This is a genomic window from Nocardia brasiliensis ATCC 700358, assembly GCF_000250675.2.
GTDB lineage: Bacteria > Actinomycetota > Actinomycetes > Mycobacteriales > Mycobacteriaceae > Nocardia > Nocardia brasiliensis_B.
The window spans coordinates 5,787,383-5,801,006 of record NC_018681.1 but is presented as its reverse complement, the minus strand read 5'-3'; the positions used below and the strand labels follow the sequence as shown (position 1 = coordinate 5,801,006).

The 13,624-nt window shown below is 67.3% G+C and carries 12 protein-coding genes; 8 read left to right on the top strand and 4 right to left on the bottom strand.

Annotation, left to right across the window (positions count from 1 at the left end; all coding sequences use genetic code 11):
- Nucleotides 1-2 precede the first annotated feature (2 nt).
- Nucleotides 3-2,414 (bottom strand): bifunctional salicylyl-CoA 5-hydroxylase/oxidoreductase, encoded by a 2,412-nt coding sequence (locus tag O3I_RS25470; RefSeq protein ID WP_202804876.1) that lies wholly within the window; start codon nt 2,412-2,414, stop codon nt 3-5.
- A 32-nt stretch (nt 2,415-2,446) separates the two neighbouring features.
- On the opposite strand from O3I_RS25470, the gene O3I_RS25465 reads away from it, so the two are divergent.
- A complete protein-coding gene (locus O3I_RS25465; protein ID WP_141692101.1) occupies nt 2,447-2,842 on the top strand; it encodes a hypothetical protein in 396 nt (131 codons plus the stop codon).
- A 698-nt stretch (nt 2,843-3,540) separates the two neighbouring features.
- On the opposite strand, the gene O3I_RS25460 is transcribed toward O3I_RS25465, so the two are convergent.
- Complete coding sequence (locus tag O3I_RS25460) at nt 3,541-3,777, bottom strand: hypothetical protein (protein WP_041562872.1); 237 nt, start codon at nt 3,775-3,777, stop codon at nt 3,541-3,543.
- A gap of 18 nt (nt 3,778-3,795) precedes the next feature.
- Between O3I_RS25460 and O3I_RS25455 the strand changes: the two genes are divergently transcribed.
- The 3 genes from O3I_RS25455 to O3I_RS25445 all read left to right on the top strand — a co-directional run bounded on the left by O3I_RS25455 (nt 3,796) and on the right by O3I_RS25445 (nt 8,177).
- Nucleotides 3,796-4,452 (top strand): hypothetical protein, encoded by a 657-nt coding sequence (locus O3I_RS25455; RefSeq protein ID WP_014985869.1) that lies wholly within the window; start codon nt 3,796-3,798, stop codon nt 4,450-4,452.
- Nucleotides 4,453-4,758: 306 nt separating this feature from the next.
- Nucleotides 4,759-5,172 carry an MmpS family transport accessory protein gene (locus O3I_RS25450; protein ID WP_014985868.1) on the top strand — a complete coding sequence of 138 codons (414 nt, stop codon included), beginning with the start codon at nt 4,759-4,761 and terminating at the stop codon, nt 5,170-5,172.
- Nucleotides 5,169-8,177: an RND family transporter gene (locus tag O3I_RS25445; protein WP_014985867.1), complete on the top strand. Its 3,009-nt coding sequence runs from the start codon at nt 5,169-5,171 to the stop codon at nt 8,175-8,177. The genes O3I_RS25450 and O3I_RS25445 overlap by 4 nt, the downstream gene beginning before the upstream one ends.
- Here O3I_RS25445 and O3I_RS25440 read toward each other — a convergent pair whose 3' ends face one another.
- Nucleotides 8,178-9,095 (bottom strand): hypothetical protein, encoded by a 918-nt coding sequence (locus O3I_RS25440; protein ID WP_014985866.1) that lies wholly within the window; start codon nt 9,093-9,095, stop codon nt 8,178-8,180.
- Nucleotides 9,096-9,163: 68 nt separating this feature from the next.
- Nucleotides 9,164-10,312, bottom strand: coding sequence for a helix-turn-helix domain-containing protein (locus O3I_RS25435; RefSeq protein ID WP_014985865.1), 1,149 nt, complete (start codon nt 10,310-10,312; stop codon nt 9,164-9,166).
- A 149-nt stretch (nt 10,313-10,461) separates the two neighbouring features.
- Here O3I_RS25435 and O3I_RS25430 point away from each other — a divergent pair, with 149 nt between their 5' ends.
- The 4 genes from O3I_RS25430 to O3I_RS25415 all read left to right on the top strand — a co-directional run bounded on the left by O3I_RS25430 (nt 10,462) and on the right by O3I_RS25415 (nt 13,594).
- Nucleotides 10,462-11,913, top strand: coding sequence for an FAD/NAD(P)-binding protein (locus tag O3I_RS25430; RefSeq protein ID WP_014985864.1), 1,452 nt, complete (start codon nt 10,462-10,464; stop codon nt 11,911-11,913).
- Nucleotides 11,914-12,033: 120 nt separating this feature from the next.
- Complete coding sequence (locus tag O3I_RS25425; RefSeq protein ID WP_014985863.1) at nt 12,034-12,225, top strand: (2Fe-2S)-binding protein; 192 nt, start codon at nt 12,034-12,036, stop codon at nt 12,223-12,225.
- 59 nt (nt 12,226-12,284) lie between these two features.
- Nucleotides 12,285-12,767 (top strand): bacterioferritin, encoded by a 483-nt coding sequence (gene bfr, locus O3I_RS25420; RefSeq protein WP_014985862.1) that lies wholly within the window; start codon nt 12,285-12,287, stop codon nt 12,765-12,767.
- Nucleotides 12,768-12,883: 116 nt separating this feature from the next.
- On the top strand, nt 12,884-13,594 hold the full coding sequence (locus O3I_RS25415; protein WP_014985861.1) for a hypothetical protein: 711 nt from the start codon (nt 12,884-12,886) through the stop codon (nt 13,592-13,594).
- Nucleotides 13,595-13,624: the final 30 nt, after the last annotated feature.

Sequence of the window (13,624 nt, the reverse complement as noted above, 5' to 3'; positions counted from 1 at the left end):
GGTCATCCCTTCGCCGTCGCGGCGGCCTGCTGGCGCTGGATGTTCGCCTCGAATTGCCGCTTGGCTGCGCGATATTGCTTCGGCCAGGTCAGGTCGGTGTAGCCGATCCTGGCTGCCTCGGTGAGCGTCCAGGCCGGATTCGCCAGGTGCGGGCGGGCGATCGCGCACAGGTCGGCGCGTCCCGCCGCCACGATGCTGTTCACGTGGTCGGCTTCGGAGATCGCCCCCACCGCGATCGTGGCGATGCCGGCCTCCTGGCGTACCCGATCGGCGAAGGGTGTCTGCCACATCCGGCCGAAGGTGGGCTGCTCCGCCTTCGACACCTGCCCGGCGGAGCAGTCGATCAGGTCCGCGCCCGCCTGCTTGAACTGCTTCGCGATCTCGACGGCGTCGGCCGGGGTGATACCGCCGTCCACCCAGTCGTGCGCCGAAATGCGGACCGACATGGGCAATTCGGCGGGCCACGCGGCGCGCACGGCCGCGAACACCGCCAACGGGTAGCGTAACCGGTTCGGCAGGGAACCGCCGTAGCCGTCGGTGCGCCGGTTGGTCAGTGGCGAGATGAAGCTGGACAGCAGATAGCCGTGCGCACAATGCAATTCGAGCCAGTCGAAGCCTGCTTCCGCCGACCGGCGGGTGGCTTCGACGAATTGCTGTGTCACCTCGGCCATGTCGTCTTCGGTCATCGCGCGCGACCATTGGCTCACCCCGGGCAGGTACTGCTGGGGCGAGGCGGAGATCAACGGCCAGTTCGGTTCGTCGTCCGCGGCGGTGAGCGGTTGATCGGTGCCGTCCCACATGCGGCGCGTGGAACCCTTCGCGCCCGAATGACCGAGCTGCACGCCGATTTTCGCGTCCGTGTTGGCGTGCACCCAATCGACGATGCGCTGCCACGCCCGCTGTTGCTCGTCGGTGTAGAGCCCCGGGCAGCCGGGCGTGATCCGGGCGGTGGGACTCACGCAGGTCATCTCGGCGAAGACCAGTCCGGCCCCGCCCGTGGCACGCGCGCCGAGATGGACCAGATGGAAATCGGTCGGCACGCCGTGCACCGCCGAGTACTGCGCCATCGGCGAGACGATCACCCGGTTCTTCAAGGTCACCGAGCGGACCGTGTAGGGCGTGAACATCGGTGGGACGGAAGGCTCTTCGGCGGTGCGGGACACCCCCGCCCGGGCGTCGAACCACCGCTCGTAGTCCTCGAGCCAGCCCTTGTCGCGTAAACGCAGATTCTCGTGGCTGATTCGCTGGCTGCGGGTGAGCATCGAGTACATGAACTGCTCGGGTTCGAGTTGGTCGCAATAGCGTTCGCCGCACACCTCGAACCACTCCATGGCGTTCCACGCCGCGTTCTGCAAGCGCAGTGCGTCGATCGAACGCGCCTCCTGATATCGGGTCAGCACGGCGGGCAGGTCGGCGGGGGAGTCGCCGTGCGCACCGAACTGCCGTACGAGTTCGATGGCGTCCTCGAGCGCCAGCTTGGTGCCCGAGCCGATCGCGAAATGCGCGGTATGCACCGCATCGCCCATCAGCACGACATGACTGTCACCGTTGTCGAGCCACCACTGATCGCATTTGACGCGCTGAAAGTTCTGCCATCCCGACCCGGGCAGGTGACGCGAGTTGCTCATCAGTTTTTCGCCTCGGAGATTGTCGGCGAACAGCCGCTCGCAGAACGCCACCGATTCGCCCGGCTCGGCTCGGTCGAGTCCATGAGCCCGCCAGACGTGTTCCGGGCATTCGACGATGAAAGTGCTGGTGTTCTCGTCGAACTTGTAGATATGCGCCTGCACCCAGCCGTGTTCGGTCTGCACGAAGTCGAAAGTGAAAGCGTCGTAGAGCTTTTCGGTACCGAGCCAGATGTAGCGGTTGGGCCGGGTCACCAGATCGGGTGCGAACACGTCGCGGTGTGCGGTGCGGATCCTGGAATTGATGCCGTCGGCGGCGACGATGAGGTCCGCGTCCGGGAATTCGCGATCCGAGTCGACTTCCCTGTCGAACTCCAGCTTCACCCCGACCTCTTCGCACCGTTCCTGCAGGATGTTGAGCAGCTTCTTGCGGCCGATGCCGACGAAACCGTGTCCGCCGGAGCGCAATACCCGGCCCTTGAACCGCAGTTCGATATCGTCCCAGTGATTGAACGCCGACTGGATCCGGTCCGCGGTGGGGCGATCCCACACGCGCATGTTGTCCATCGTGGCATCGGAGAACACCACACCCCATCCGAAGGTGTCATACGGCCGGTTGCGCTCGATGACGGTGATCTCGTGCTGGGCGTTGAGCTGCTTCATCAGCAACCCGAAGTACAGGCCGGCGGGTCCGCCGCCGATGCACACGACCTTCATCTGCTCTCCTCTGAAGTCGCGGTAGCAGTACTTTACAACTAAAGCTTTAGATGTGAAGTAGTTTCCGGCCACGGATTTCCGGCGGTGAGTGCGATGATCTCGACATGAGTTCGGCAAGAGCGGCATGGGTGCTGCTGGCGGGAGCGACCGCGGCATGGGGTGTCTTCGTCGCGTCCGAGCCGCTGTACCAGGTCTCCTCGTGCGAGGTCGTAGGGATGGACGCAGCATGCGGCGACTCGATGTTCGCCCACTACGGAGTGCGGCTGGTGCTCTTGCTGTCCGTGCCGGTGGTGCTGTGTGCCGTGCCCGCGCTGCAGGCTACGCGCCGACTGTCCTGGCTGATCGCGAGCATCTTGCTGCTCGGCTCACTGATCGCCCTACCCGCAACGGATTCCGTGTTCGCGGCGTGGGGGTACTACCTGCCGATTGGGGCGGTCGCGGTCGTAGTGGCCCGGCTCTCGAGCTGGTACGAACGTCGCAGGGTCGCGGTCGCGCGCTAGCGGGGGCGCGTGGCGTGGCGGGTTCTGTTGCTGCAGTGTCGGTTTCGGCGGGCCGGCTACCCGTCAAGGTGTCGCCCGTCCCAGGTATACGCCCGAATCATGCTGAGCGCGTTGCCTGCCGTACCCGGCTGTAGGTGCAGGCCAGGTGCGCGGTGTCTTGTCCCGGCGTGGTCATCTGGCTGTGGTTGCGTCTCGAGCGGCTCGGGAAAGGGAGGGCTGCGGAGCGGCTCGGGGGAGCCGCGCGGGAAGGGGGCGAAGCGGCACGGGGAACGGGCGGCCGAGCGGCTGGGTGCCGATCCGTGGAAACCCGCCGAGACGCAACGGTACTCGGTCGAAAGCTGGCGTTTTTCGCGCAAGGCGCTCTCGAGAATGGCACCACAGCCAGATGACCACGCTGGAACAAAACGCCGCGGATCAGCGCGCGCCTACAGCCGGGGACGGCAGGCGACGTGCTCAGCACTATCCCTGTAACTCCCGCAGCAGGTACACGTCACCGGGCAGGGATGCATCGGCAGCCAGCCAACCGTCCAAACGCAAGGCCAGCGGCGGGAACCGGCCAACAGGGCCGGGCGGTATGAACCAAGCGACAGATAGGGCGAGGGTTCACAGAGCGTGCGCACTCTTCACAGGGTGTATAGCTGCTGTGAAGAGTGGAGGAAGTCTGTGACCCTGCGGAGTCGCGGCTCTGGGGCGTGGACTCAGCGGCGGAAGCGGCGGCGCAGGCGGGCGAGCAGGCCGGTGGCGGGTTCGGCTGCCGGGGTGGGGGTTTCGGCTGCGGACTCGGCCGCGGTCGCCTGGGCGAAGCGCACGTGCAGTTGCTCGCGGACCTGTTCGGGGGTGTAGGCGCGACGACGTCGCTCGGCACGCACGACCACCACGCCGGTGGCGACCACGCCGGCCGCACCTGCCAATCCCACTGCCTTCCACCACCGCATAGCGCATAGGCTACGGCCATGACGGGGACGGGCATCGATCTGGATCGGGCACTCGAGCTGACCAGGACGGGCGACATCTGGTTGTTCCGTGGGCATTCGGCCGCTGACCGGGCGATTCGGCTGACGACGAACAGTCCGGTGAATCATGTCGGGATGTCGGTGGTGCTCGATGATATGCCGGCGCTGATCTGGCATGCCGAACTCGGCCGATCGCTGCCGGACATGTGGTCGGGTGCGGCGCACCGCGGCGTCCAATTGCACAATCTGCGCGACGCGGTGCTGGTGTGGGCGCATCGGTACGGTCAGCAGGCGTGGTTGCGTCAGTTGGACCGGCCCGCGACGCGGGAGATGGAAGACAGCCTGCTGCGCACCATCGCCCGGCTCGACGGCACCCCGTTCCCCTCCACCGCCGGCCTGGCCGGGCGCTGGCTGCGCGGCCGGGCCAGCCTGCCGCTGCGTAAATCGCGCAGGGCCGCCGCGCGCGAGCTGGAAAGCGCGTATTGCGCGGAGATCGTCGCCGCGACCTACCAGGCGATGGGGTTGCTGCCGGAGCGGCGCAGCCCCAATTGGTATGACCCGGGCCGCTTCTGGAGCGGCGACAACCTCCAGCTTTCCGGTGGCTACACGCTGGGCGGCGAAATCGCGGTGCGGACACCGCCTGCGCCCGAGTCCTGACCGTCCACCGCACGGGCAGCGCGCCCGCTGCGTGATCCGTTCGATTTCGTGCCGCTGAGTCGCGGCACTCTTTGAACATCAGGCTAAACCTGGTGGTAGCAGGCGTGCCGCGAATATGGGCTATGGCATATTGCCGAAGGTGAAAGGTTTCTGTTACCGTGCGTCACGGCAATAATCCGCCCACCGAGGCGGGCCGTGGCCGTCGAATCGAGGGCTGTCGACGGGCCGGCGAACGGGGCCGGCGCAGGAGTGCCGCGTATTTGCGGTGAAGAAGGCTCGACGCTCGAACGGATAGCGGAGAAAGTCATGAAGGGTGCCTGGGTGTACGGCGTGGTATTCCTGGTTCTGGGCCTGACGGCCCTCTTCATCGCACGGTTGCGGCTGAGCGAGATCGAGGATCTGGCGATCGGGCATTCGAGCCCGCCGCCGGCGCTCGGCCAGTTGCGCGAGAAGATCGTCGACTACGAGATCGACGGCCCACCGGGCGCTCCGGTGCGCCTGTCCTACCTGGACGAGCAGGGCAAGGTCAAAGACGTGTCGACCGAGCTCCCGTGGCGCACCTCGCTGCGCACCCGCAAGCTCGTGCTGCCGACCGGCGTTGTCGCGCAAGCAAATTCCGATCAGGTCTCGTGCCGGATCGTGATCAACGGGCAGGAGCGGGACACGCAGGCGGCCAACGGCCCGTTCGCCGCGGTCAACTGCACGGTGCCGGTGTCATGACGAACTTCGTGCGGCGGCGCGGTAAAGCGACGCGAGAACCGTTGCGGGAGCGGCTGCGTGCGTTGCTGCCCAAAGTGCGCCACGAATTCTCGGTGCCGTTCGACCGGACGCTGCTGCGGCCCGCTCCCGGCCGGCCGTTGTTCGCACGCTTGCTCTACATGTTCTCGGTGCCGATCGTCGCGGTCTGGCTGCTGCTCGCGGGTGGACTGAATCTCGTTGTGCCCCAGCTCGAAACGGTGGTCAACGGGCATGCGCGATCTTTCCTGCCGGACGAGGCGTCATCGGTGCAGGCGATCGTCAAGATGGGTGATTCGTTCGGCGGCGCCGGCACGAACAATTTCGTCTATGTGCTGCTCGAAGGCGACGCCCCGCTAGGCGGTGACGCACATCAGTACTACTTGACGCTGCTGGACCGGCTGACGCAGGACAAGAAGCACGTCAACTCCGCGATGGATCTGTGGTCCAGTCCGGACTTCGCGCCCGCCAGCGAGAGCGCCGACGGCAAAGCCGCCTATGTGCTGCTCAATCTGGCCGGGAACATGGGCACCGCGCTGGCCATGGAATCCACCCAGGCGGCTCGGGACATCATTGCCGACAACCCGCCGCCCGCCGGCATCACGGTCCACCTGACCGGACCGTCGGCGGTGGTCAACGACGAACTCGTCTCGATCAACGATTCGATTCTGCTGCTCATCATCATGTGCGCCGTGCTCGTCGGCGGCGTGATGCTGTGCGTCTACCGGTCGCCGATCACGGTCGCGATGCCGCTGCTGACCGTCGGGATGGGCTTGGCGGTGGCCCGCCCGGTGGTTGCGTATCTCGGCGAGCACGAGGTGATCGGCGTTTCGATCTTCGCCTCCGCGCTGCTCGCGGTGATCGTGCTCGGCGCGGGCACCAACTACGGCATCTTCCTGCTCGGCCGCTACCAAGAGGCCAGGCGTGCGGGGGAGGACCCGGAGACCGCGTATTACACAGCGCTGCACGGGGTTCTGCACATCATCATCGCGTCCGGGTTGACCGTCGCCGGTGCGACGGCGTGCATGTCGTTCACCCGGCTCGCGATCTTCAGCACCTCCGGCCTGCCGTGCACGATCGCGGTATCGGTCACCCTCGCCGCCGCGTTGACGCTGGGGCCCGCGCTGCTCGCGCTCGGCAGCAGGCTCGGCTTCCTCGAACCGCGTGCGCAGTCCTCGCAGCGGCGGTGGCGGCGGATCGCGACCGCCGTGGTGCGCTGGCCCGGCCCGGTGCTGGTCGCCAGCCTGGCGGTGCTCGTGCTCGCCATCCTCGTGCTGCCGACTTTCCAGCCGAGCTTCAACGAGCGCATCGCCCAACCGAGCGACTCGCCCGCCAATCTCGGCATCGCGGCGGCCGACCGGCACCTGCCGCCGAACATCATGGCGCCCAGCATCCTGCTGGTGCAGTCGGACCACGATCTGCGCAATCCCGCGGATCTGGTGGCGCTCGCGAAACTGACGAACGCCGTGGTGAAGGTGCCGGGAGTCAGTGCGGTGCAGGGTATTACGCGGCCGTTGACCACACCGCTCGAACTCGGCACGCTCACCGGCCAGGCCGGCTACATCGGCAGCCGGTTCACCCAGATGAAAGACATGCTCACCCCGCGCCTCGACGACCTGACCACCCTCGCCGGACGCATCGATCAGCTGAATCTCACCATCAAGGGACTCGAAACCGCCCTCGCCACCGGCCAGCAGGGATTCGGCCAGGTGAACACCAGCGCCGCCGCCATGCAGACGGCCGTGTCCGGGGTGGTCGACAAACTCGATACGCTGCGCGAGACAGCCGGTCCGGCACGGGAGTTCGTGAACTCGATTCCGAATTGCCAAGACATCCAGGCCTGCCGGGCGGCGCAAACCGGCTTCTCGCTGTTCGACGACACCGACCGGCTCGACGGCACCGTCGACGGACTCGTGACCGGTCTGCGCACCGCGTCGCAAGCTCTGCCGCAACTCGCCACCCAGGTGGACGGCCTCAAAGGCTTTGTCGCGCAGGTCAAGAGCGTGATCGCGCCGCTGCAGGGCACCCTCGACGTTCTGCTCCCGCAGATCTCGGACATCACCCGGTTCCTCGACGAGGTCGCCAGCGGTTTCACCACCGCGGATCCCGGTGAATTCTTCTTCCTGCCGAGTCAGGCATTCGACAGCCCGCTATTCAAGAACGCGCTGCCGTTCTTCTTCTCGGCGGACGGCAAGGTGACGCGGATGATCGTGACCCCGCAGATGGAGGGCTTCAGCCGGGAGGCGATGGACCTCAGCGCGCAGATCATTCCGGCCTCGCTGCAGGCGATGAAGGGCACGTCGCTGGCGGGCAGCACGGTGAGCATCGGCGGGCCGGGCGGCACGCTGCTCAACATCGAGGCGTTCGTGCACGAAGACTTCGTCACCAGCGTGGTGGCCGCGTTCGCCTTCGTGTTCTGCGTCGTCCTGATCCTGCTGCGCAGTCTGGTCGCCGCCGTAGCGGTGATCGGTACCGTTGCGCTGTCGTATCTGTCCGCATTGGGCTTGACCGTGCTCATCTGGCAGCACATCGTCGGGAACCCGCTGCACTGGTCGGTGGCGCCGGTCTCGTTCACCTTCCTGGTAGCCGTGGGGGCGGATTACAACATGCTGTTGGTCAGCAGATTCAAGGAAGAATTGAAGGCGGGCATCAACACCGGAATCATCCGGTCGATGGTCAACACCGGCGGCGTGGTGACCACGGCGGGCCTCGTCTTCGGTGTGACCATGTTCGCGATGCTGGTGAGCTACGCGCACAACATCGCCCAGATCGGCACCACCGTCGGCATCGGGCTCTTCCTCGATACCTTGATCGTCCGCTCGTTCGTCGTCCCGACCATTGCCGCGCTCACCGGGCGCTGGTTCTGGTGGCCGATCAACATTCTGCGGAAACCGGAGCCGAAACAGTCTCGGCCGCGTGCGGTTCCGGTCCAGGTGAACGGGATACGCCCGGCCGCACCGGCTTTGGATGCCGCACGCGGTGGTCAGTGACTATCGGCTGCTGACCGGAACCGGCTCGGGGGCGGGTTCGGCCGCCTGCTGCGACAGGTTGCCGAACACCGCCACGGCCACCGCGCCGCCGATGGCGAGGAAAAAGCCCAGGATGGCAAGCCATTCCAGGCCAGGCCGCGAAGTGTCGCCGAGCAGCAGCACACCGACGATGCCGGGCACCACCGTCTCGCCGACCACCAGCGCCGCGGTCGCGCCGTTCACCGAACCGAGTTGCAGCGCAACGGTATGCAGATAGAAGCCGCCGATGCCCGCGATCGCGATCGTCCACGCGGCCGGATCGGCGAGCAGCGCGGGCACGTCGAACGGATCGATCCCGTGCACGATCCGGACCGCGATCGCCAACGCCCCGAACAGCATTCCCGCGGCCAGGCCCGCCGCGACCGCGCCCCGCGAGCCCAACCGCCGCACCACCAGCTGACTGGCGGTGAACAGCACGACCGACACGATCAGCACGCCCCAGTGCAGCGCCGGATCGTCGCTACCGCCACCCTCGTGCCCGGCCGCGGCGCCGAGCGCGGCCAGCGCGAAGATCACCGAGCAGATCGCCACCCAATCGCGCAGGTGCAACCGGATGCCGAGCACGAAGATGCCCAGCACCGCGGTGATGATCAGGTTCGCGCTCATGATCGTCTGCGAGAGGAACAAGGGAATCAGCCGTGCCGACACCGCGTTCCCGGCGAAGCCGACCACATCGAGCACGCTGCCCAGGATGAACGTCACGGTCAACACCGCCGCCACCGTCGAAGCGACGGTCGGCGCCCCGGTCTCGGTCACCTGCCCGCCCGCACCCCGCGCCAGCGCCGCCGCCGCGGACTGCCGCGCCGCGTACGCCTGCAACACCGAGGCCACCCCGTAACCCAGGCAGGCCAGCAACGCCGCGATCAGCCCGATCAGCATGCGATCGGCTTCCGCAGGGGAGAGGTAGTCGTTGTGTGCACAAACGACCATAACGTTCGCCAGGCGAACTATCTTCCCGCGGCCCCGGCGTCGGCTGCACTCTGCTCTCCGTCGAAGACCCGCACCGTCTGGGTGGTCGACAGTGGCTCGTAGTGGTCGGTGAAGAGCTTGGCGATCAGCTCGCCGCGGCTGGTGACGCCGACCTTCTCGAAGATCGCCTTCACGTGATCGCGCACCGTATGCGCGGACAGGAATAGGGTGCTCGCGATCTCACCGGTGGACCGGCCGCGCGCGATCAGCTCGGTGACGTCGAGCTCGCGCCGGGTCAACTCGTAGGCGGCCACCACCAGCGACGCGACCTCGGAGGGTGTGGCGGGCTCGATCACCAGCGCGGTCATGCCCGGCGCGCCGGTCAGGTCGCGCAGGCACGAGGCGTGGCAGACCAGCCAGCGTCCGGTGGTGGTGGTGCGAATGCGGATCCGGGAGTTCTCGCCGGTGATGCGGGCGCGGCCCGCGGTGCTGAGAATCCAGACGGGCAGCGGTATTTCGATGCCGTTCGGGGTGGTGGTCGCGGGGCCGGGCGGCATCTCGGCGAGCAGCTGCCGCGCCTCGTCGTTGATCGAAACGAGGCCGCCTTGCTGGTCGAACAGCAGCATGCCGGGCGCTTCCGGCTGCCCGCTCGCCGCGGTGGCGGCATACGGTTGCGCGAAACTGCGCAGCCGCCGCGCCATCGGCGCGGACAAGCCGCTCACCAACGCGATTTCCCTGTCCTGGAACGGCTTTCGCCCGCGTTCGCGGAAGAGGCTGAGCTGTCCCCACGGCTGCCCGTCGACCCGGAGCACGGCACGCAGTTCGTCGTCGAATCCGCGCGGGCACATGAAGTTCCGATACAGCGGGCTCAGGCCCGGGTCGTCGCCGGTCACCGCGCGCAGCCCCGCGACCGGGACCGGCGCCCGCGCCAGCTCGCGGAACAGGTTGACGTGTTCGGAGAAAAGCTCCGACTCCCAGTAGGTTCCGCATCCACCCTCGTGCAGGTTCTCCACCCGCACCGGCGCGGTGGTGAGCCCGTTGATCGGATCGGTCGCCACCCACACCGCCGCGTCGAACGGCGCGATCCGGCGCAACCGCGTCGAGGTCTGCGCGAACAGCGCGTGCGCGTCCGTGGCCGCTTCGACTCCCGCCAGCAGCCCACCCATGTCGACCGACGCAAAACTCATGCACGCAACCATGCCGCGTCGCCGTCGCGGCCGCCATCCCTCATTTGCGGGGGTGTGACGTTGCAACAGGAACCCCGCAAACGAGGGATGTCCGCGATGACCGTGTCCGGGTGAGGCTGGTCCGGTCCCAGTGATCGGAAGGAAACAGCATGGATCTCGGCATCATCGGCGCGGGCGCGGCGGCGGTCGCGCTGCTCGACGCGCTCGCGGCCGTCAAGGGCACGGCAGGCAGCATCACGGTGTTCGACGGCTCGACCGCGGTCTGGCGCGGGCGGCCCTACCAGCCGGACATCGACGCCGTCCGGGTGAACGCGCCGCCGGCGCTGATGTCGGTGCGTGCCACCGACCGCGCGCACTATGAGCGATGGCTGCAGAGACGGCCCGAGGCCGCCCGCTACTTCGATGAGGGCCTCGGGCAGCCGCTGGTACCGCGCGGCATGTACGGCGAGTATCTGGAGCAGACCGCCCGGAACGCGATCGACCGCCTGCGGCGCGGGGGCTGGCGGGTCAGCGTGGTGAACGCACGCGTCGTCGGCTTCTCCCGTGCGGCGGGCGGCAAAGCATTCCTGCACACCGCGATCGGTGACCATCCGGTGGATCGTGCGGTGCTCAGCGTCGGAAGTGGCCGTCCCCGTGACCATTACGGGCTGACCGGTGCGCCGGGCTACGTCAACGAGCCATACCCGTTGGGCGACACGATCACCGAGGTACCGCACGAGGTGCACGTCGCGGTGATCGGTAGCGGTTTGACGGCGGTCGATACCGCCGTGGCGCTCACCGCGAACGGCCACACCGGACCGATCAGCCTGCTGTCGCGCAGCGGCGTCCTGCCGTTCGTGCAACAGCGACCCCTTCCGCTCGCGCCGAAACACCTGACCGCGGCCAACGGGCAGCGACTGGCCGCCGCCGGTGTGGTTCGGCTGCCGCAACTGGTCGAGCTCATGCGCGCCGAACTCGCCGAGCTGGGACAGGATTTCGACTCGTTCGCCACGCAGCTCCGCGCCACCGAGGACCCGGTGGTCCGGTTGCGCAGGCAGCTGACCGAACTGGAGGACCCGCATCAGGGCCGTCGCCTGCTCACCATGGCGATCCGGGTGCTCGGCCCGATCGTCTGGCCGCTGTTGCCGGAATCGGATCGAACCATGCTGCGCGCCGAACACTTTCGCACGATCAGCAGTCTGAGTTCACCGATGGTGCCGCACAATGCGAAAATCGTGCTGCGGCTGCTGGATTCGGGACAGTTGCGGCTTCGCGCCGGAGTCCGCAAGATCGAGGCGCGCCCCGGCGGCGGTTTCACCGTGCACGACGGCACCGAATGGCACGCGGATTCGGTCTTCAACGCGGTCAACCCGCCCGCCTACACCACGCCTACCGAGACCGAGCCGCTGATCAGCGCGCTGCTGGCGTGCGGCGCAGCCGAATCCGCGGCCGCCGGGGGAGTGCGCACTGAATCCGGCACCCGCCGTCTGCTCGTCGCGGGCCGTCCCGACCCGACCTGGCACGTCCTGGGCAACCTGGCCGCCGACGCGATGTTCATCGCCACGAACCCGCCCGGGCTCGCCGCGGAAGCCGCCGGTCTCGTCCGGCACCTGGTGCCCTGAACGTCACAGGATGGATCGGTAACTGGATCTTGCGGACAAAAGGTGCTACCAATTAGGTGAGGCTTACCTAGTTAGGTTAGCCTCGCTTACTAACCGAAAGCCTACCTACGAGGGTCGATTGTGTACGTCTGTATCTGCAATGCCGTCTCCGAGGCGGACGTGCACAGTTGCGTCGCCGCCGGCGCCGCGACGGTGAAGCAGGTCAAGGCGGTCTGCGGCTGGAAGCCCGGCTGTGGCAGCTGCACCCGCAGGCTCGTCGACGCGATCGGACAGGCTCGGACGGCGGTCCGGCCCGAGGCGCCCGCCGCCTGAGCGAGATAGGCAATCCTTCCTGGAAAGCCCCGGTGTGACGTGTGACACCATCCGTGGCCATGGAAGGCGACAAGGACATCATCAATGTGCTCAACGAGCAGCTGACCGCGGAACTCACCGCGATCAACCAGTACTTCCTGCACGCGAAAATGCAGGCGAACTGGGGTTTCACCAAGCTCGCCAAGCACACCCGCTACGAGTCCATCGATGAGATGAAGCACGCGGAGATCCTCACCGACCGCATCCTCTTCCTCGATGGCCTGCCCAACTATCAGAAGCTGAACCCGCTGCGCATCGGCCAGACCGTGCCCGAACAGCTGAAGGCCGACCTGCAGATCGAGCTCGAAGCCGTCGAGCGGTTGCGCGGCGGCATCGAGCTGATGCGTTCCCGCGGCGACGTGACCTCCGCCCGCATCTTCGAGGCGATCCTCGAAGACGAGGAGCACCACGTCGACTATCTGGAAACCGAACTCGCCCTGCTGGAAAAGCTCGGCGAGCAGCTGTACCTGCAGCGCTACACCGACATTCCCGAAGGGGACTGAGCGGCGGCGGTGGTCGAGGGTGGTGGCCTGCTGAGCAATTGCGCCGGCAGGCCACCCACCATCGTCGTGGCTTCGGCTCCGGAGGGGTCCGGAGCGGGTGCGCTTAGCGTGCTCGCATGGAACCGATTCACCGCGAATACCGTGCGGGGTCAGTGGGTTACGCGCTGCCGGGCCTCGCGCTGGTCGGCTTCGCCGCGGGGTTGGCGCAACTGTCCAGAACGGGCGCGCCCCTCGTGGTCCTGCTCGGCGCTGTCGTCTTGATCGGTGCCGTGATCACCGTCGCCTACCTGGCGCACCGGCGCAGTGCGACGATCACCGACCGGGGACAGCTCACCATCCGGTCGCTGTGGCAGACCCGCGTTCTCGCGTGGCCCGATATCCAGCTCATCGAGATCGAAGCCAATGTGGCGGCGGTCGGGCAAGCCGACGTGGCTCGGGAGATCGCCGTCGTCTACGACCACGCCGGACGCAAATACGTGCTGCCCCATCTCGATTCCAGAAGCGAACCGCTGCTGCACGCGGAGGTGGATCGAATCCGCTTGGTGTGGGCGCAGTTTCGCGGCGCGGACTGGACGCTGTTGCCCGAGGTCACCGTGCAGGCCGCCCGCTCCCGCCGCGCCGGCGACCGCGCCACCGCCTTGCTCATCGCCCTGTTCGCGGCGCTCGCCACGTGGATCTGCGGACTCGTCCTGATCCTGATCGTGATCCTCACCGGAGCTTTCGAACTGTCCTTCGGCCTGGGCGCCGGTCTCACCGGCATCGGCACCGCCGTCGTCTTCGCCGCCACCTTCAGTGTGTGCCTGAAGCGCCGCAGGCGTGACTCGTAGACAACCTCTCGTCGGCGGCGGGCCGGAGTG